General features: G+C 72.5%; 13 protein-coding genes. 10 read left to right on the top strand and 3 right to left on the bottom strand.

What is annotated here, in order from left to right:
* Positions 1-64 precede the first annotated feature (64 nt).
* The 3 genes from I847_RS0112000 to I847_RS0111990 all read left to right on the top strand — a co-directional run bounded on the left by I847_RS0112000 (position 65) and on the right by I847_RS0111990 (position 5,450).
* On the top strand, positions 65-475 hold the full coding sequence (locus I847_RS0112000; protein WP_028049880.1) for a hypothetical protein: 411 nt from the start codon (positions 65-67) through the stop codon (positions 473-475).
* A 74-nt stretch (positions 476-549) separates the two neighbouring features.
* Positions 550-3,270 (top strand): DNA translocase FtsK, encoded by a 2,721-nt coding sequence (locus I847_RS0111995; RefSeq protein WP_081680833.1) that lies wholly within the window; start codon positions 550-552, stop codon positions 3,268-3,270.
* The gene (locus I847_RS0111990) at positions 3,267-5,450 is read left to right on the top strand and encodes a bifunctional diguanylate cyclase/phosphodiesterase (RefSeq protein WP_231384204.1); all 2,184 of its coding nucleotides are present in this window, start codon (positions 3,267-3,269) and stop codon (positions 5,448-5,450) included. The genes I847_RS0111995 and I847_RS0111990 overlap by 4 nt, the downstream gene beginning before the upstream one ends.
* 1 nt (position 5,451) lies before the next feature.
* On the opposite strand, the gene I847_RS0111985 is transcribed toward I847_RS0111990, so the two are convergent.
* Positions 5,452-6,774 (bottom strand): CapA family protein, encoded by a 1,323-nt coding sequence (locus tag I847_RS0111985; protein WP_028049877.1) that lies wholly within the window; start codon positions 6,772-6,774, stop codon positions 5,452-5,454.
* Positions 6,775-6,838: 64 nt separating this feature from the next.
* On the opposite strand from I847_RS0111985, the gene pgsA reads away from it, so the two are divergent.
* The 3 genes from pgsA to I847_RS0111970 all read left to right on the top strand — a co-directional run bounded on the left by pgsA (position 6,839) and on the right by I847_RS0111970 (position 8,489).
* Positions 6,839-7,432, top strand: coding sequence for a CDP-diacylglycerol--glycerol-3-phosphate 3-phosphatidyltransferase (pgsA, locus tag I847_RS27130; RefSeq protein WP_028049876.1), 594 nt, complete (start codon positions 6,839-6,841; stop codon positions 7,430-7,432).
* 3 nt (positions 7,433-7,435) lie between these two features.
* Positions 7,436-7,933, top strand: coding sequence for a CinA family protein (locus tag I847_RS27125; protein ID WP_028049875.1), 498 nt, complete (start codon positions 7,436-7,438; stop codon positions 7,931-7,933).
* A 214-nt stretch (positions 7,934-8,147) separates the two neighbouring features.
* Positions 8,148-8,489, top strand: a complete 342-nt coding sequence (locus tag I847_RS0111970) for a helix-turn-helix domain-containing protein (protein ID WP_028049874.1) — start codon at positions 8,148-8,150, stop codon at positions 8,487-8,489.
* 589 nt (positions 8,490-9,078) lie between these two features.
* On the opposite strand, the gene I847_RS0111960 is transcribed toward I847_RS0111970, so the two are convergent.
* Positions 9,079-9,840, bottom strand: a complete 762-nt coding sequence (locus I847_RS0111960; RefSeq protein WP_028049872.1) for an Fpg/Nei family DNA glycosylase — start codon at positions 9,838-9,840, stop codon at positions 9,079-9,081.
* 87 nt (positions 9,841-9,927) lie between these two features.
* A complete protein-coding gene (locus I847_RS0111955; protein ID WP_028049871.1) occupies positions 9,928-14,769 on the bottom strand; it encodes an ATP-dependent helicase in 4,842 nt (1,613 codons plus the stop codon).
* Positions 14,770-14,865: 96 nt separating this feature from the next.
* On the opposite strand from I847_RS0111955, the gene I847_RS0111950 reads away from it, so the two are divergent.
* From I847_RS0111950 to recA, 4 genes are all read left to right on the top strand, one after another.
* Positions 14,866-15,099 (top strand): DUF3046 domain-containing protein, encoded by a 234-nt coding sequence (locus I847_RS0111950; RefSeq protein WP_028049870.1) that lies wholly within the window; start codon positions 14,866-14,868, stop codon positions 15,097-15,099.
* A 15-nt stretch (positions 15,100-15,114) separates the two neighbouring features.
* Positions 15,115-17,190, top strand: coding sequence for an alkaline phosphatase family protein (locus I847_RS0111945; RefSeq protein ID WP_028049869.1), 2,076 nt, complete (start codon positions 15,115-15,117; stop codon positions 17,188-17,190).
* On the top strand, positions 17,187-17,954 hold the full coding sequence (locus I847_RS0111940) for an MBL fold metallo-hydrolase (RefSeq protein WP_028049868.1): 768 nt from the start codon (positions 17,187-17,189) through the stop codon (positions 17,952-17,954). The genes I847_RS0111945 and I847_RS0111940 overlap by 4 nt, the downstream gene beginning before the upstream one ends.
* A gap of 223 nt (positions 17,955-18,177) precedes the next feature.
* Positions 18,178-19,218 (top strand): recombinase RecA, encoded by a 1,041-nt coding sequence (gene recA, locus I847_RS0111935; protein ID WP_028049867.1) that lies wholly within the window; start codon positions 18,178-18,180, stop codon positions 19,216-19,218.

Genomic DNA, 19,218 nt, shown 5'->3' with positions numbered 1-19,218 from the left:
TAAGCGTTGACGATGGTTTGCGAACAGTGTTCTATAACAGTGTTCACAAACTCTGGAGGACGCCATGATCGAGCTCAGCGACGCCGCCCGGACGACCGCCGGGATCGTTGCCCTGACGGTGGTCGCCATCGAGGCCGGCGGTGCGTTCCTGCTGCGGGTCCAGTCGGGCCGCGAGCCCGCGACCGAGTTCCAGCGGAGCTTCTACCGCGCCGGGCACGCGCACGCGGGAGTGCTGGTCACGCTCGGTCTGGTCTGCCTGCTCCTGGGGGAGGCGACGACGCTCACGGGCTTCTGGCGCTGGCTGGCGCAGACCGGGGTGCTGGTCGCTGCGATCCTGATGCCCGCAGGGTTCTTCTTCTCGGCCGTGGGGCGTGCTCGCGACAAGCCGAACCGGTCCGTGTACCTGCTCGGAGCCGGCGCGCTCATGCTCGCCGCGGGCGTCGTCGCGCTGGGCGTCGGCCTGCTGCAGGGGTGATCGGGGCCGGATCGAGGCCCGACACGCACCCGAGCACTGCCGTCTCGTGGTCCGCCCCGGCTAGTTTGAGGACCATGGCGACTCGTACGTCCACCTCAGGCGCCCGTTCCGGTGCGTCGGCGTCGTCGCGCGCCCCGGGTACGGGCGCTCCGCGCACGGGCTCCTCCGCGACGGCCAGGGCCGGTGGGGGCGGAACCGGTCGACCCTCCCCTCGCAAGAGCCCACCGCCGCCGCCCAAGCAAGCACTGCCCATCCGGATGGTCAAGGCGGTCTGGATGGGCGGCGCGCACCTCGTCGGGGGCACGGCCCGCCGCGTCGGTCGCGGAGCCCGTGACCTCGATCCTGCCCACCGTCGCGACGGCGTCGCGTTCACCCTGCTCGGCCTGGCGATCGTGATCGCCGCCCGGGAGTGGTGGGCGCTGTCCGGCACGGCCGGAACCGTCGTGCACAGCATCGTCGCCGGAACGTTCGGCAAGGTGGGCGTCGCCGTACCGCTCGTCCTGCTGGGTCTGGCGATCCGGCTGATGCGGCACCCGGACCGCACCGAGGCCAACGGCCGCATCGGCATCGGGCTCGCTGCTATCGCACTCGCCGTCTGTGGGCTGCTGCAGATCTCCGCCGGCCTGCCCGGCACCGACGACTTCGAGGCGCTGCGCTCCGCCGGCGGCATCCTCGGGCTGATGGTCGGCACGCCGCTGGCCACCCTGCTCACCCCTGGCGTGGCCGTCGCTCTGCTCGTCCTGCTCGCGTTCTTCGGCATGCTGGTGGTCACCAAGACGCCCGTGCACCAGGTGATCCCGCGGCTACGCGGCGTCTACGACCGACTCACCGGCAACCACCGCGACGAGGAGCCGCAGGACGACGAGGACGACGACGAGCCCCTCGTCATCAACGCGGGCCACACCGCGCTCGACGAGCCCGAGGTCGCCCCGAAGAAGCTCAGGAGGTCCAGCCTGCTCGGTCGTCGCAAGCGTGCCGAGACCGTCGACGAAGCCGACGAGACCCGTCTGGACGAGTACGACGGCGACGAGGCCTTCGCTCGCGCGGCGATCGTCGCGGCGGCAGCCGAGGCCGAGGCGGAGGCCGCCCGGCAGCGCGAGGCAGCGCCGGACACCGAGCCGATCACGCGCGTCGCCAAGAAGCCGATCACGGCCCCCGAGACGACCCCCGTGCCGCGCGGCGAGCAGCCGATGCTCGAGGGCGACGTGCTCTACACGCTGCCGTCGGACGAGACGCTCACCAAGGGCGCACCGCACAAGGTCCGCTCGGCTGCCAACGACCGCGTCGTCGAGTCGCTGACGACCGTGCTCGACTCCTTCGAGATCGACGCCAAGGTCACGGGCTTCACGCGTGGCCCGACGGTGACCCGGTACGAGGTCGAGCTCGGGCAGGCCGTCAAGGTCGAGCGGGTCACCGCACTGAGCAAGAACATCGCGTACGCGGTCGCCAGCGCGGACGTGCGGATCCTGTCGCCCATCCCCGGCAAGTCGGCGATCGGCATCGAGATCCCGAACACGGACCGCGAGACGGTCTCGCTCGGCGACGTGCTGCGCTCCAGCGCCGCCAAGCGCACCGAGCACCCGATGGTCATCGGCGTCGGCAAGGACGTCGAGGGCGGCTACGTCACGGCCAACCTGGCCAAGATGCCCCACCTGCTCGTCGCCGGCGCCACCGGCGCGGGCAAGTCCAGCTTCGTGAACTCGATGATCGTCTCGATCCTCATGCGAGCGACGCCCGACGAGGTGCGGATGGTGCTCGTCGACCCGAAACGCGTCGAGCTCACGGTCTACGAGGGCATCCCGCACCTCATCACGCCGATCATCACCAACCCCAAGAAGGCCGCCGAGGCCCTCGAGTGGGTGGTGCGTGAGATGGAGGCGCGGTACGACGACCTGGCGAACTTCGGGTTCAAGCACATCGACGACTTCAACGCGGCCGTGCGACTGGGCAAGGTCAAGCCGCTGCCCGGCTCCGAGCGCAAGATCGCCACGTACCCGTACCTGCTGGTCGTCGTCGACGAGCTGGCGGACCTCATGATGGTGGCGCCGCGCGACGTCGAGGCCTCCATCCAGCGCATCACCCAGCTGGCCCGCGCGGCAGGCATCCACCTCGTCCTCGCCACCCAGCGGCCGTCGGTCGACGTCGTGACGGGTCTGATCAAGGCCAACGTGCCGTCCCGCCTGGCCTTCGCGACGAGCTCACTGACCGACTCGCGGGTCGTGCTCGACCAGCCGGGCGCCGAGAAGCTCATCGGACAGGGTGACGCACTGTTCCTGCCGATGGGAGCCGCCAAGCCGATGCGCACGCAGGGTGCGTGGGTGTCCGAGTCGGAGATCCACGCGGTCGTCGAGCACGTCAAGAAGCAGCTCAAGCCGGTCTACCGCCAGGACATCGCCGCCGTCGCGCCCAAGAAGCAGGTGGACGACGACATCGGCGACGACCTGGACCTGCTGCTGCAGGCCGCGGAGCTCGTCGTGACCACGCAGTTCGGGTCGACGTCGATGCTCCAGCGCAAGCTGCGCGTCGGGTTCGCCAAGGCCGGTCGGCTCATGGACCTGCTCGAGTCGCGCGAGATCGTCGGACCGTCCGAAGGGTCCAAGGCACGCGAGGTGCTGGTCCAGCCGGACGACCTCGCGGGGACCCTGGCGATGCTGCGCGGTGCACCTGTCGAGGACGACGACCCGTACGCGACGGGACCGGACGGTGCCCTGCCCGGTGAACCTCCGGTCGCGACCGACTACTTCGACGGTGCCGAGGAGGAGGACGCCGGGCCCTGGTCCGGCAGCCGCCGGTGAGCTCGGTGCAGATGGTGAGCCTGGCGATCGCCATGGTCGCCGTGGTCGCACTCGTGTCCGTCCTCGTCCTGCTGGGCAAGCAGCGGGCCGAGGTGCGACGAGCCAACGCGCTCCTCGCCCTCAGCCGCGAGCTGCGGCACCGCTACGACGCGCTGCAGTCGGTGACCAAGGAGGGCGTGCTCGTCCAGTCCCTCACGGGCCGGGTGCTCGACATGTCGGAGCGGGCGGCGGCGATCCTGGGCATCGACGCCGAGAGCTCTGTCGGCCGCACCATCGCGGACCTGCCGCTGGTCCTGCTCAACGAGCAAGGCCTGGCCATGAACCCTGCCGCGGTGCTCAGCCACCGCACGATCGCGGCGCGCGGGGGTGGCGACGAGGGGCACGTCCTCGTCGGCATCGCGCTGCCCGGCACGGACGGGAGCCAGGCACGCATGGTCCAGGTCTCCAGCCAGCTCGTACCCGCCGGCGACGGGGACGCCGACGCCATGCTGACGACGCTCGTCGACGTCACCGGACGTCGCGAGGTCGAGGCGGCGCTCACGCGCAGCGAGATGCAGTTCCGGGTCGCCATGGAGAACGCACCGATCGGCATGGCCCTCGTCGACCTCGACTGGGAGATCGTCGAGGCGAACGCGGCGTTCGCGGAGCTGCTCGGCACGAGTGTCGGCGCCCTGCGCGGGTATCGCATGGAGGACCTCAGCACGCCCGACAGCCGGCCCGCGGAGCGCCTCGAGGTCGACCGGCTGCTCGGCGGCGGCCAGCACCGGTTCTCGCTCGAGAAGAAGTACCAGCGGGCCGACGGCCATCTCGTCTGGGTCGCGCTCGACGCCGCGCTCGTCCGCACCCCGAGCGGGCAGCCGGACCACTTCGTCGTGCAGGTCCGGGACTCCACCGAGTCCCGGCTGCAGGCCGAGATGCTGACGCACCGCGCGATGCACGACCCGCTGACCGGCCTGGCCAACCGCACGCTGCTGCAAGAGGTCCTGCAGTCGGTGCTCGAGCAGCCGGGCGTCGGCGAGCGGGTGGCCGTGCTGGCGTGCGACCTCGACGGGTTCAAGGAGATCAACGACCGCTACGGGCACGCGGCCGGTGACGAGGTGCTCGTGCACGTCGCGGGCGTCCTGCGGGCGGCCACCGCGCGCCGGGGCACGGTGGCGCGTCTCGGCGGCGACGAGTTCGTCGTCGTCGTCCAGGACGTCGACGGCCCGAAGGCGGTGTTCGAGGTCGCTCAGGCGGTTCACGCGGGCCTGCGCGAGACGGTCCGTGTCGGCCGCCGACGGCTGACCGTCGCCGCGAGCATCGGGATCGCGCTCGCGGACCCGGAGACGGCCGCCGGGGGAGCGCCCGCGCTGCTGGCCGCCGCCGACGCCGCGCTCTACCGGGCCAAGGCATCCGGGCGCAGCCGCACCGAGGTCTTCGAGGCGTCGATGACCGCCGGCTCCGCCTCGGACCTGCAGCGCGAGCTCGCCGTCGCCCTCGCCGAGGACCAGCTCGTCGTGCACTACCAGCCGATCGTCGACCTCGCCGACGCCCGGGTGGTCGGCTACGAGGCGCTCGTCCGCTGGCAGCACCCGTACCGCGGGCTTCTGCTGCCCGGATCGTTCCTGCCGCACATCCAGGAAGCCGGCATGGCCGTCGCGCTCGGGCAGTTCGTCGCGACGCGCGTGGTCGAGTTCGTGGCGTCGACCGTCGACAAGACGCGCTGGGTCTCCGTCAACGTCTCGGCCGACCAGCTCGGCGACGGCGAGTTCGCGACGACGCTGCTGGGCGAGATCTCGCGGCACCGCCTCACCGCGGGACGCGTCGTCGTGGAGCTGACGGAGTCCTCGCTCGTGGCCTCCGGGACGCGGATCCGGCACGAGCTGACGCAGCTGTCGGCGGCGGGCGTTCCCGTCCTGCTGGACGACTTCGGCACCGGCGTCTCACCGCTGTCGTACCTGCGTGACCTGCCGGTCGCGGGGGTGAAGCTCGACATGTCGTTCACCTCGGGGATCCCCGAGGACCCGACCGCCGGCAAGGTGGCCCGAGCGCTCGGGGCGCTCGCCCGCGAGCTGGCCATGGTGACGATCGCCGAGGGTATCGAGCACGAGGAGCAGGCCGAGTTCCTGCACCGCAACGGGTGGCGGTACGGCCAGGGGTGGCTGTACGGACCCGCGCAGCCGGGGGACGTCTCGACCTGAGTCAGCCGGCCGTCCGCGGCACGACGAGCGGAGCGGGACCGGTCGGAGCCGTCGGGGTGGTCCGCTGCGGCGCCTGGTCCCCGGCGGCCGCGGTCACCCGCGCCAGGCGGTCGGCGACGGCGGCCGGGCTCAGTGAGCTCGTCCCGGTCGGTATGTCGACGAGCGCATGCACCTGGTGCCCACCGAGCCGGTCGACGGTGATCGGCGTCCACTCCACCCCGGTGACCCGCGCGGGCCCCGCCACGGTGCCTCGGGCGTGGAACGCGCCCGGGCTGGACACGTGCGCGGTGAGCAGCAGTCCCGAGTCGGTGTTCTCGACGCAGCAGGCATCGTCCTGGTTCGAGAGGAAGTTGCCCAGGCCGTAGGCCACCCACATGCCCTCGCCGCGCGGACCGCCGGAGAGCTTCACGACGGGCTGGGGGACGTGGGCGTGGTGGCCGATGAGCAGGTCGAACTGGCCGGTGTCGGCGAGGGCCTGGTCGAACGCGACCTGCTCGGTCGTCGGCGCGGTCTGGTACTCCACACAGCAGTGCACGCTCGCGATCACGAGATCGGCGCCGGCTGTCCGGGCCGCTGCCGCCTGGGCCGCCATGGCCGGCACGTCGATGAGGTTCACGGACCAGGGCTTGTCGGCCGCGATCGGCATGCCGTTCGTCCCGTACGCCGCGGCGATGTGCGCGACGGTGATGGTCTGGCCCCCACGCTCCAGCTGGTAGAGCTGCGGCTGCGACTGCTCGAGGGCGCTCCGGGCGGTCCCGGTGTGTCCCAGGCCCACGGCGTCGAAGGCGTCGAGCGTCGCGGCGACGCCGGGGAAACCACGGTCGACGGAGTGGTTCGACGCCGTCGAGCACCCGTCCCAGCCCTGCGCCTTCAGATCAGCAGCGATCTCCGACGCGGTCCCGAACAGGGGATACCCGCTCGGTCGCGTGCCGGCCGGGGCGATCGGCACCTCCATGTGGCAGAGCGCCAGGTCGGCCCCCTGGATCCATGGGTTCATCGGCGCGAGGAGGGGCCCGAAGTTGTACCCGCCGCCGGACACACGCGCGTCCGCGAGCACCGGGAGGTGCGGCAGGACGTCGCCGGCCGCGACGATCGTGAACTCGGCGTCGGGGTCGGCCGTGGGGGTCGGTGTCGGGGTCGGTGTGGCCGACGACCTGGTGGCGACGGCGTCCGGACCGTGAGCCGAGCTCGTCGAGCCCGTCGCCGGCGGGGCCCACGGGTGCAGCGCCGCCGCCGCTGCGCCCAGGCTCGCGACGACGAGAAAAGCGATCGCCAAGGCGATCACCACCGGGGAGCGGCGGCCGGCGCGGGCGTGGCGGGTCACACGCGGACTGTAGTAGGTGCCGCCTCGTGCCCGAGCATCGCTGCGGTCCACCTAGGCTGTCCGGGTGGTCGACGCCGCGCCTTCCCCCTGGAACCTGGCGAACATGCTCACGGTGCTGCGCATTGCGCTGGTGCCGTTCTTCGCGTGGGCGCTCCTCGTCGACGGCGGGAACAGCACCTCCGGCCGGCTCGTCGCGACAGGGATCTTCGTGGTGGCGGCGCTCACCGACCGGATGGACGGCTGGCTCGCCCGCCGGTCCGGTCAGATCACCGACATCGGCAAGCTGCTGGACCCGATCGCCGACAAGCTGCTGATCGGCACGGCCCTCGTGCTCCTCTCCTGGCTCGACGAGCTGTCCTGGTGGGTCACCCTGATCATCCTGGTGCGCGAGATCGGCATCACGGTCATGCGGTTCTTCTTGCTGCGCTACGTCGTGCTGCCCGCGTCGCGTGGCGGCAAGCTGAAGACCGTGCTGCAGTCGGTCGCGATCGGCCTCTACCTGCTCCCGCTCGATGCTCTCCCCTCGTGGGTCCATGCGCTGGCCGTCGCCTTCATGGCCGCCGCCCTCGTCGTCACTGTCGTGACCGGCGTCGACTACGTGCGGACGGCCGTCCAGATCCGTCGGACGGCGAGCCGGCCGCCGTACGCCGGACTCTGACCGATGACGGCCGCTGCCGAGCTGCTCGCGGTCCTGCGCTCGCGCGGGTGGAGCGTCGCGGTCGCTGAGTCGCTCACCGGCGGGCTCGTGTGCTCCACGATCGTCGACGTCCCCGGTGCGTCGGCGAGCCTGCGCGGGGGCGTCGTCGCCTACGCGACCGACCTCAAGGCCACGGTGCTCGGGGTCGGCAGCGCGCTGCTTGCCGCCCGCGGGCCGGTCGACCCCGAGGTGGCGCGCCAGATGGCCGAGGCGGTCCGCGAGCGCCTCGGCGCAGACGTCGGGCTTGCGACGACGGGGGTCGCCGGGCCCGATCCCCAGGACGGCCATCCGCCCGGCACCGTCCATGTCGCGGTCGCCGCGCCCATCGGCGCGGTGGTGCGCTCCCTGCGCGTGCCCGGTGATCGCTCGACGGTCCGATCGGGTGCGGTGGACGCGGTCCTGCGTCTCGCCCTCGAATACGTGCGCCACGAAGGTGAACCTGAGGGCGTTATAAGCCGATGAGGTGGTAGGCGGGAACACGATGTACCCGCCAGTCGTTGCAAGGACCGTGATGAGCACTAGACCTCCGGCGCGCAGGACTCCTCCTCGTGTCGGCGGCGCACGGTACGGTGGAGTTCTTCCGGTCAAGGGACAGCCGGGAGCGGTGGTGCCCAGTCCTCTCCGGACAACGGCACCCGGTACGGGAGAGACACGTGACGCGAGAGGGGGAGCCCGGATGGTTGTACTCCGTCGAGAGATCGGCGACGTTCTGCGTGACGCGCGACAGCGCCAGGGGCGCACCCTGCGTGAGGTGTCGTCTGCGGCCCGCGTCTCGCTCGGCTACCTGAGCGAGGTGGAGCGTGGTCAGAAGGAAGCGTCCTCGGAGCTGCTGAACAGCATCTGCGAAGCGTTGGACGTCCCCATGTCGCTCGTTCTGCGTGAAGTCAGCGACCGTGTTGCGGTGGCCGAGGGTCTGTTGATCCCGGACACGGTCCCCGCGGACCTGGCGGCGTCGGTGGCTGGTTCCGCCGACGGCGGTTGGGCGCGGTCGCGGTCGGAGCTCGCAGCGATCGGCTGACTGGTCGGGCCGCGCATCGGCGCGGCACCGCACGGACAGCCCACCGCGGTGCACGGACGTCTGGGTCCTTCGGGAAGCGCAGGCGCCGGGGCACGGCCTCACGTGACTGACGCGCGCGACACCGTCGTCGCACTCGCTTTCGAACGGCTCGTGGACCTCGGTCGCGGGCCGTTCGTCGTTCGTCGTTCCGAGAGTCAGCCGCCGGTCGTCGCCGGTGCCGGCCCAAGTCGATGTCCGCCCGCGCACGCCGCCCGCCGTGGCGCGACATCGCCGCACACGGTCCGCCGAAGCAGTACGACGTTCTCCACGCGACATCACCGACGAACACGCGTCCGCCGACGCGCGACGTCACCGACGCACACGCGTCCGCCGACGCGCGACATCGTCGACGCACACGCGTCCGCCGACGCAGGACGTCACCGACCCACACGCGTCCGCCGACGCACGACGTCACCGCCGCACACGCGTCCGCCGACGCAGGACGTCACCGACGCACACGCGTCCGCCGACGCACGACATCGCCGACGCACACCCTCGCCCACGCGCGACGACAGCCCGCGGGCGGCGCCTGCGCCCTCGGTTCACGATGTCAGCTCGACGGCTTCTGGCAGGTCGGGCAGTAGAAGATCGGCCGTTCCATCGGCGGCCTGCGCGCCTGCCCGACGGCGATCGGGGTGCCGCACCGCACGCACGGTTGGCGCAGCCGGCCGTGGACGCGCCCGGGTGGGAGGCCCGTGACCACCGACTGCTGCATCTGCCGACGGGCCACGGCGAGCAGTCGGGACGGGTCGGGGATCGAGTCAGCGGGCGTCCAGGGCCAGATCCGCTCGGCGAAGAGTGACTCCGCCGAGTAGATCGTGCCGATGCCCGCGACGACCTGCTGGTCGAGCAGGACCTCGGCAACCGGGGTCGAGCCTCGGGTGGCCCATCGGCGCAGCGCCTCGTCGGCGTCGACCGTCTCGCCGAGCAGATCCGGTCCCAGATGGCCGATCACCGCGTGCTCGTCGACGGTGCGCACCACATCGAGCATGCCCAGCTGGTACCCGATCGCTGTCCACTGCTCCGTGGCGAGCACGGCGCGGACCTGCTCGGAGCGGGCCGCGGCCTGCGGGGAGCCGGTCCGCTCGACCCGCCAGCGTCCCTCCATCCGTAGGTGCGTGTGCAGCGTGCGCCCGTCGTCGAACCGGGTCAGCAGATGCTTTCCGTAGGACCGCGTACCGAGCACCGTCGTGCCGACCAGATCGACGGTGGCGGGGGTGGGCCAGCGCAGGTCCGAGCGCACGACGACCTGGCCGGTGAGCGCCAGGTCGAGCCGATTCGCAGTCCGACGCAGGACGTCACCCTCGGGCATGCTCGCCGGCCGACCTGAGGGGAGCAACGAGCAGCGTGCGGCGTGACCGGACGGGCTGGGGCGCCGGGCTCACCGTCGTCGCTCGCGTCATGACTGCCCCGGCAGGCGCAGCCCACGCGGCGTCGGCGCGAAGCCGGCGGCGACGAGGGCCTGGCCCACGGTCCCGTGCAACGCGCCGCCGCCGAGCACGTCGATGCCGTCGAGCCGCGCGATGGTCAGCCGACCGAAGTGCCGGGTTCGCATGGTGACCGCCAGACCGTCTGCGGCCGCGAGCAGTACGGCGCTGTCGAGCGAGAACGACAGCACGGTCCGGCCGCCGCGTTCCAGGTAGAGCACGAGGGCACCGTCGACCAGCACGACCAGCGCTCCGCCCTTGCGGCCGGGCCGGTGCCCGCCGTCCGTGGACGCAACGGGCCAGGGCAGGGACGCGCCGTACGGGTTGGCCGGGTCGGTGGCCGCGAGCACGACCACCGAGGGGTCCTTCCGCTCATCGGGATCGGTTGCGCGGTCCACCACCTGGGCGTCGATGCGGAGGCGGTCGACGGCACCGGGCAGCGCGAACTGGGAGCCACCGAGGCGTTCGACGAAGTAGCCCCGGCGCACCTGACCTCCCTGCTCGAGCGCCGAGAGCACCTTGTAGACGTCCGCGAACTGCGACCCGATCCCCTCGGCGGGTGCGACCGCGCGGGTGAGGATGCCGTGCCGGTCGAGCAGCTGGGCTGCGAGCGCGTGAGCGCGCAAGGTGGGGTCGGCCTCCCGCGCGGGCAGGAGGGACCAGCGACCGCCGCCGGCCGCGAGTGCCGTGCCCCGGGAGGATCCGACCTGCGCCGAACCGCCGACACGGACCGCCGCCCGCAGGCCCAGCCTGGGGCGCAGGGCGCGCCCGCGCGGGGTGGGGGTCCGGGTCTTGTGGGCGGTGGTGCCCGTGCCGAGCCACGCGCGCAGGGGGGCCAGCCCGTCGTTGGTGACCTGTCCGCCCCACACGAGGTCCCAGACGGCCGTCGCGACGTCCACCTGGGTGGGCGACTCCTCCAGCAGCTCGCGGACCCGGTCGGTCAACGCTGCGAGGAACCAAGCTCCGCCGCCGCCGAGCGCCGAGAGGATCGCCTGATGCAGCTCGCCCTGGTCGGCGTCGCCGATCGAGAGGGGCGGCAGAGTCAGGTCGGCCACGGACGCGGGATGCAGGGAGACAAGACCGTCGTGCCCGGCCAGCGCACCGTGGCCGGCCCAGACGACCTCACCCGCCGCGGTCAGCTCGTCGAGCATCGCGGGCACGTAGTCCGGGACGCGCGCGGGCAGGACGTGCGTCTCCAGCGCCGAGGCCGGGATCACCGATCCGGCGAGCTGCTCGACCACGCGTGCGACACCGTCGACACCCCGCAGCGTGCCGGTCGCCGAGGAACGCGCCGACCAGCCCACCGGGTGCACCCCTTGCCACCGCGGCAGGAACACCCCCAGGGTCTGCGGCGCGACCGGCTCGACCTCGGCCCGCAGCGCGGCCAGCGACCGTCGCCTGAGCTGGCGCAGCACGTCGGCGTCGCAGAACTCGTCGCCCGTGCCGCCCAGCACGTCCGGCCGGAGGCGACCCTGGACCAGGACACCGGAGCGCTCGAGCCGTCGCAGGGACTCGGTGACGATCGCGACGCCCCACCCGAACCGGGCCGCGGCGGCCGCGGCGGTGAACGGCCCGCGTGTGCGCGCGTGCCGACGCAGCAGGTCGCCCACGGGATCAGGCACCAGCTCGGTGAACACCTCCGGGACGCCGACCGGCAGGGCCACGCCGAGCGCGTCGCGCAGCCGGCCGGCGTCCTCGACCGCCGCCCACTGCTCGGCCCGCTCGGGCGCCACCCCGCCGAGTCGGACCCGGATCAGCCGGCGGGCCCCCTCGAGCGACGACAGCCAGTTGGGCACCTGCCCCACGACGGCAGGCTGGACGCGTTCGGCGACCTCCGAGGTGGACAGCGGCCCGTGCCGCCGCACCACGTCAGCGACCTGCTCCAGCGATCCCGCCTGCCGCTCCGGCGCGCGACCGCTCAGCTCGGCCTCTGTGCGCAGGACGGCATCGGGGTCCAGCAGGTCGGCCAGCTGGGACGCACCGCCCTGACCGAGCAGCTCGGCCAGCAGCGTCGGGTCGAGCGTCAAGGCCGCGGCCCGCCGCTCCGCCAGGGGCGCGTCCCCGTCGTACAGGAACTGCGCCGTGTACCCGAAGAGCAGCGACTGTGCGAAGGGCGACGGCTGCGTCGTCGTCACTTCGACCACGCGTACGCGTCGCGCGGCAACGTCTCGCATGAGAGCCGTGAGCGCACCGGTGTCGAAGTCGTCCTGCAAGCACTCGCGCACGGCCTCGAGCAGGATCGGGAAGTCCGGGTACTCGGAAGCGACGGAGAGGAGCTGCGCCGACCGCTGCCGCTGCTGCCACAGGGGTGTCCGTCGGTCGGGTCGGCGTCGGGGGAGCAGCAGCGCCCGACTGGCCGCCTCACGGAACCGTGCACCGAACATCGCCGACGATCCCAGCTCCGCCCGGACCGCGTCGAGCACCTCGTCGGCGTCCATGAGCAGGTCGGCGAGGTCGATCGCCGGTCCGGCGGCGTCGGCCCACACGTCGTCCCCCAGAGCCGCACCGGCGTCGAGCATGTCCGGCAGCCGCAGGACGATGCCGTCGTCCGAGTGCATCGCGGCCGCGTCGACGCCGTACTTCTCGCGCAGCCGGGCGCCGATCACGATCGCCCACGGTGCGTGCACGCGGGCGCCGTAGGGGGAGTGCACGACGATCCGCCAGTCGCCCAGCTCGTCGCGGAACCGCTCGACCACCAGCGTGGTGTCCGAGGGAACCTCTCCCGTCGCGGCCTGCTGCTCGGTCAGGTACGCGAGCAGGTTGTCGGCCGCCCACGCGTCCAGGCCGGCAGCCTCGACGCGCGCTCGACTGTCCGAGGACCCGAGCACGTCGCGGACCCACCCACCCATCGCGCGACCGAGCTCGGCGGGCCGACCAGGGGCGTCGCCCTTCCAGAACGGGAGCCGACCCGGGACGCCCGGTGCCGGTGTGACGAGCACGCGGTCGGGCGTGATGTCGTCGATGCGCCACGTGCTCGACCCCAGCGTGAACATGTCACCGACGCGCGACTCGTAGACCATCTCCTCGTCGAGCTCACCCACCCGCTTGCCGCCGCGCAGCGCGCCGCCGGTGCGTTCGGCATCGACCGGCACGTCGCTGGTCGGCGCTCCACCGGCCAGGAAGACCCCGTACATCCCGCGGTCCGGGATGGTCCCGCCGCTGGTCACCGCGAGGCGCAGCGATCCGGGGCGGCCGCTCAGCACGTCCCGGACACGGTCCCAGACCAGCCGCGGACGCAGCTCGGCGAACTCCTCGCTCGGGTACCGGCCGGCCAGCATGTCGAGCACGGCGCGCAGGGTCGCGTCGCCCAGGCCGGAGAAGGGCGCGGCCCGGCGGACCACGGCCGCCAGCCCGTCGAGCGTCCAGTCCTCGACCGCGACCATCGCCACGATCTGCTGGGCGAGGACGTCGAGCGGGTTCCGCGGGACGTGCAGTGGTTCGAGCGTGCCGGTCCGCATCCGCTCGGCCGTCACGGCGGCCGCCACGAGCTCACCTCGGAACGTCGGGAACACCACACCGCGCGACACCGCCCCGACCTGGTGCCCGGCACGACCGACGCGTTGCAGCCCGCTCGCCACGGACGGCGGCGACCCGACCTGCACCACCAGGTCGATCGCGCCCATGTCGATACCGAGCTCGAGAGAGCTGGTCGCGACGACCGCCGGCAGGTTCCCGGCCTTGAGCTCGGACTCGGTGCGCGTCCGCTCCGCCCGGCTCATCGACCCGTGGTGCGCGCGGGCCAGGATGGTCGCGGCGTCTCGCGTGTCGACGCCCACCGCGGTGCCCGACTGGCCGGGCACGGATGCGGCCGTCACCGAGCCGTGGTCCGGCACCTCCTCGCCCTGCCGCTCCGCCCAGACCTCGTTCATCCGGGCGGTCAGCCGTTCCGCGCCGCGGCGGGAGTTGGTGAACACGAGCGTCGAGCGGTGCTCGGCGACGAGGTCGACCACGCGCTCCTCGACGTGCGGCCAGATCGAGGGCCTCACGAGGGGTGCGTCGGCGGCTCCGGACAGGTCGTCGCCGGGGAGGGTGCCCGCCGCACGCAGGTCCGCCAGGTCCGGCACCGGGACGACGACGTCGACGACGATCTGCTTGGTCGACGGCGGCTGCACCACGACGACATCACGCCCGCCGTCCTGGCGCGAACGCGCGCCCCCGAGGAACTCGGCGACCGCCTCGACCGGCTGCACGGTCGCGGACAGCCCGATGCGCTGCGCCGGTCCGGGTCCGCCGGGGCGCTCGAGCAGCGCGTCGAGGCGTTCGAGCGACAGGGCGAGGTGCGCACCGCGCTTGGTGGCGGCGACCGCGTGGATCTCGTCGAGGATCACCGTCCGGATCCCGGCCAGCCCGGCCCGTGCGCCGGAGGTGAGGACCAGGTAGAGCGACTCGGGCGTCGTGATCAGGATGTCCGGCGGCTTCGTCGCGAAGGCCCTGCGCTCGCTCGGCGGGGTGTCGCCCGTGCGGATGCCGACCGTGACGTCGGGGAGGGTGGTGCCAAGGCGCTGTGCCGCCTGCCGGATACCGACGAGCGGTGAACGCAGGTTCCGCTCGACGTCCGTGGCCAGGGCCTTCAACGGCGACACGTACAGCACGCGGCAGCGCTCGACCGGGTCGTCGACCGGTACGCCGGTCAGCAACCCGTCCACGGCCCACAGGAAGGCCGCGAGCGTCTTGCCCGAGCCGGTGGGCGCGACCACGAGTGCGTGGTCCCCACCAGCCACCGCCGACCAGGCGCCCAGCTGAGCGGCTGTGGGCTCGGCGAACGCACCCGTGAACCAGGTCCTGGTCGGGTCCGAGAAACGCATCAGCACCACGGGGTCATTGTGGCCGCAGGCACCCACACCCGACAGCAGGGTGCCCGCAACGGGCTCGGGAACCGAACTCCCTGCGCAGGTGGCAGGCTGTGCCTCGTGCGGTATCGCGAGTTCTGGCAGCTGGTCGACGAGGTGCTCGGCGCTGCGCACGGCCGTGAGCTCACCCGTGAGCTGGTTCTCGGCACCCTCGACCAGCGCACCGCCGTCCAGGCGCTGGACGACAACGTCGAACCCCGCACCGTGTGGCACGCCCTGTGTGACGAGCTCGAGATCCCCGAGAAGGCACGCTGGGGGGCGGACGCCCGCCGCCCGGCGCCGCCGCGGGCCTGAGGAGAGACACCCACGATGACGTCCCCGACCGGCCGGCGCCTTCGTGCGTGGGTTCCCACACTGCAGGACACCGGTGAAGCGCTCCTGACGCTGACCACGACGACGCTGGGGCTCGCGATCGCGGTGTGGCTCCTCGAAGGCGTGCGCTCCGACACCCCGGCCTCGATCATCGCCGCCGCGGTGGTCGTGGCCATCGGCGACCTCCTGCTCGGGGCCCCGCTGCGCTTTCTCGCTCGTCGAGGCAGCGCGGTGCTGGCCCTCGGCCTGGGGCTGCTGGCCCAGGTCGCGGTGCTGTGGATAGCCCTCGGGCTCGTCCCCGGCATCACCGCCGACAGCGTCTGGGACGTCCTCGGAGTGCTGGTGCTCACCGCGATCGTCATGGCGGTCGGCCGCTGGATCATGGGCGCGAACGACAGCGACTACGTGATCGCGGTGGTCGTGCGCCGTGCGCGTCGGCACGCCCGGCGTCAGGGCATCGTCGAGCGGGGCGACGGCGCGCCGCGGGAGGCAGGGATGCTCGTCGTGCAGCTGGACGGGGTCGCGGCGCCGGTGCTGCGGGAGGCCATCGAGGCGGGGTTGGCGCCGAACATCCAGCGGTGGATCACCAGCGGCGACCACGTGCTCGAGGACTGGTGGGCGCGCATCCCGTCGACGACCCCGGCGAGCCAGGCCGGCCTGCTGCACGGCGACTCCGGCCAGATCCCTGCGTTCCGCTGGTGGGACCGGGACCTCGGCCGCCTCGTCGTGACGAACCACCCGGAGGACGCGGAGCTGGTGGAGCAGCGGCTCACCACCGGGAAAGGTCTCCTCGCAGGCGGAGGGACAGCCATCTCGACGATGTTCTCGGGCGACGCCACGACGGCGTACGTCGTGATGAGCCGTTCGCGCACGAAGGGCCCCGACGGGGGCCTCGGTCCGGGTCCCGCGTACGTGCGGTTCTTCGCCAGCCCGTTCGTCCTCGCACGTGCGGTCACCGTGTCGGCCGGCGAGATGGTCAAGGAGCTCTACCAGGCCCGTCGTCAGCGGGTGCGCGACGTGCAGCCGCGCATCTCCCGGGCGGGCTGGTACATCATCCTGCGCGGCATCAGCAACGTGCTGCTGCGCGACCTCAACACGTCCTTGGTGGCCGAGGCGCTCCTGCGCGGAGACCCGACGATCTACGTCGACCTCGTCGACTACGACGAGATCGCCCACCACGCAGGGCCGACCCGCCCGGAGTCGCTGCGGTCGCTGGAGGGACTCGACCGAGTGCTCGGCACGCTCGAGCGGGTGATCGCCGTGGCGCCGCGTGACTACGAGATCGTCGTCCTGTCCGACCACGGGCAGGCGCTCGGGGCGACCTACGCGCAGCTCGGCGGGGAGAGCCTCCTGGACTCGGTCCGCGCGCTCATGGCCGAGCCGACCGCCGACGGGGTGGACAGCGGGACCGGTGAGGACTGGGGACCGCTGAACGCCCTGGTCAACAGCGCGCTGAACCTCTCCAACCGCACGGCGGTGCTCGGTCCGGACCAGGGACGCCCGAAGGTGCAGGCCGCGGACGAGCTGCCCGACGTGGTCACCGTCGGATCGGGCAACCTGGGTCTCGTCTGGTTCCCACGGGTCCCGCATCGCCTCACGCTCGAGGACTTCCAGGCGAGGTGGCCCGGACTCGTCACCGGGCTTGCGGCCCGACCGGGTGTGGGGGTCGTCGTCGTCGACACGGCCGACGGTGGACTGGTCGCCATCGGGCCACGAGGACTCGTGCTGCTCGAGCAGGAGGGCGCCGAGCCCGAGGGTGAGGACCCGCTGCTGCCCTACGGCCCGCGAGGGCGTCCGGACCTGGTGCGCGCCGCGCGCCTGCCGCACACGGGCGACCTGCTGCTGATCTCGACGGTGGGCGAGACCGGCCACGTGCACGCCTTCGAGGGGCAGGTCGGCTCGCACGGCGGGATCGGCGGCGCGCAGAACCACGCGTTCCTGCTGCACCCGTCGCACTGGCTGATGGACGACGAGCTGCGCGAGCCGGTCGGCGACGCCGAGATCCTCGTGGGTGCCGAGTCCGTGCACGAGCAGCTGATCCGGTGGGGTGCGGCGCGGGGCCTTCGACCGTGACGCTCCGGCTGCGCTGGCTCGGGCACGCGAGCACGGTGCTCGATCTCGACGGTGTGCGGCTGCTGACCGACCCGCTCCTCCTGCGGCACGCCGGTCTGCTGCGGCGGCGCGGCGCGGCCCCGCGTCCCGCTGACTGGCAGGGCTCGGCGACCGTGCTGCTCTCGCACCTGCACCACGACCACGCCGAGCTGGGGTCGCTGCGTCAGCTCGGCGGGACGCCGGTGCTGACGGCCCCCGCGAACGCGCACTGGCTGCGCCGGCGTGGCATCGAGGGCGCGACCGGACTCACCGACCACGAGTGGTGGGACGTCCCGGGCTCGCAGGTCCGGGTCCGACTGGTCCCGGCGGTCCACATCCACCGGCCGATGCCGCACCGGCCGAACGCGGCCAACGGGTTCCTGGTCACCACGCCGACCTACCGGATCTGGTTCGCGGGGGACACGTCCCCGTTTCCCGCGATGGCGGACCTGCCGGCCCTGGCCGAGGGGCCGATCGACCTCGCTCTCATCCCGGTGGGCGGCTGGGGACCGCGCCTCTCGGGGGGGCACATGGATCCCGCTCAGGCCGCGCGTGCCTGCGTGACGGTCGGGGTCCGGGCCGCCGTCCCCGTGCACTGGGGGACGCTGCACGCACCGGTGTCGCGACGACTGCCCCCGGGGTGGATGGACCGTGCCGGACCCGCCTTCGCGCACGCGGCCGCACGTGTGGCTCCGGACCTCGCCGTGCATGTGGTGGTGCCGGGCGAGCAGCTGGAGCTCTCCTGAGCTCCTTGCGCTGCATCTCGGCGACACGCGCGGCGTGTCGGAGCTGATCGAACGTCTGTTCGGTATGGTGTGTCGTGCGAGCGGTTGAGCCGCCCACAGCCCCCGCCAGAGTGCGGGGACGGGGGGGCTCGGCCGGGATGTCGGTGGTCGGACATAGCGTCTCTCGTGACAAGGACCAGCCCCCGTACCGCAGCACACGCTGCTCGAGACAGACGAGGTCACCATGGCCGCACCACAGGATCGCGAGAAGGCGCTCGAGGCAGCACTGAGCCAGATCGACCGCCAGTTCGGCAAGGGATCGATCATGCGCCTCGGCGACGACGGGCGTGCCCCGGTGGAGGTCATCCCCACCGGCTCCATCGCGCTGGACGTCGCGCTCGGTATCGGCGGGCTGCCCCGCGGCCGCGTCGTGGAGATCTATGGCCCGGAGTCCTCGGGCAAGACGACGGTGGCCCTTCACGCGGTCGCCAATGCGCAGCGCGCCGGTGGCATCGCGGCGTTCATCGACGCGGAGCACGCGCTGGACCCCGAGTACGCCAAGAAGCTCGGCGTGGACACGGACGCGCTGCTCGTCTCCCAGCCGGACACCGGTGAGCAGGCGCTCGAGATCATGGACATGCTGATCCGCTCCGGCGCGATCGACATCGTCGTCATCGACTCGGTCGCGGCCCTCGTGCCCAAGGCCGAGATCGAGGGCGAGATGGGGGACAGCCACGTCGGTCTGCAGGCGCGACTGATGTCGCAGGCACTGCGCAAGATCACCGGCGCGCTCAGCCAGTCCGGCACCACGGCGATCTTCATCAACCAGCTGCGCGAGAAGATCGGGGTGTTCTTCGGTTCTCCTGAGACCACGACCGGTGGCAAGGCGCTCAAGTTCTACGCCTCGGTGCGTCTGGACATCCGTCGCATCGAGACCCTCAAGGAGGGCACGGAGGCGGTCGGCAACCGGACCCGCGTCAAGGTCGTCAAGAACAAGATGGCGCCGCCCTTCAAGCAGGCGGAGTTCGACATCCTCTACGGCGTCGGCATCTCCCGCGAGGGCAGCCTGATCGACATGGGCGTGGAGCACGGGTTCGTGCGCAAGTCGGGTGCCTGGTACACGTACGAAGGCGACCAGCTGGGTCAGGGCAAGGAGAACGCCCGCACCTTCCTGAAGGACAACCCCGACCTGGCCAACGAGCTCGACAAGAAGATCAAGGAGAAGCTCGGCATCGGCGCGCGGATCGACGCACCCGCCGACGCCCCAGCGCCCGTCGACTTCTGA

Source organism: Cellulomonas sp. URHD0024, assembly GCF_000426185.1.
Lineage (GTDB): Bacteria > Actinomycetota > Actinomycetes > Actinomycetales > Cellulomonadaceae > Cellulomonas.
Note: the sequence above shows the minus strand (reverse complement) of the source record. Positions and strands in the feature narration are given on the sequence as shown.

Coding starts and splice junctions, on each gene's coding strand:
- I847_RS0112000 (WP_028049880.1), top strand. CDS start 65: ATGATCGAGCTCAGCGACGCCGCCCGGACGACCGCCGGGATCGTTGCC.
- I847_RS0111995 (WP_081680833.1), top strand. CDS start 550: ATGGCGACTCGTACGTCCACCTCAGGCGCCCGTTCCGGTGCGTCGGCG.
- I847_RS27125 (WP_028049875.1), top strand. CDS start 7,436: ATGACGGCCGCTGCCGAGCTGCTCGCGGTCCTGCGCTCGCGCGGGTGG.
- I847_RS0111970 (WP_028049874.1), top strand. CDS start 8,148: ATGGTTGTACTCCGTCGAGAGATCGGCGACGTTCTGCGTGACGCGCGA.
- I847_RS0111960 (WP_028049872.1), bottom strand. CDS start 9,840: ATGCCCGAGGGTGACGTCCTGCGTCGGACTGCGAATCGGCTCGACCTG.
- I847_RS0111945 (WP_028049869.1), top strand. CDS start 15,115: ATGACGTCCCCGACCGGCCGGCGCCTTCGTGCGTGGGTTCCCACACTG.
- recA (WP_028049867.1), top strand. CDS start 18,178: ATGGCCGCACCACAGGATCGCGAGAAGGCGCTCGAGGCAGCACTGAGC.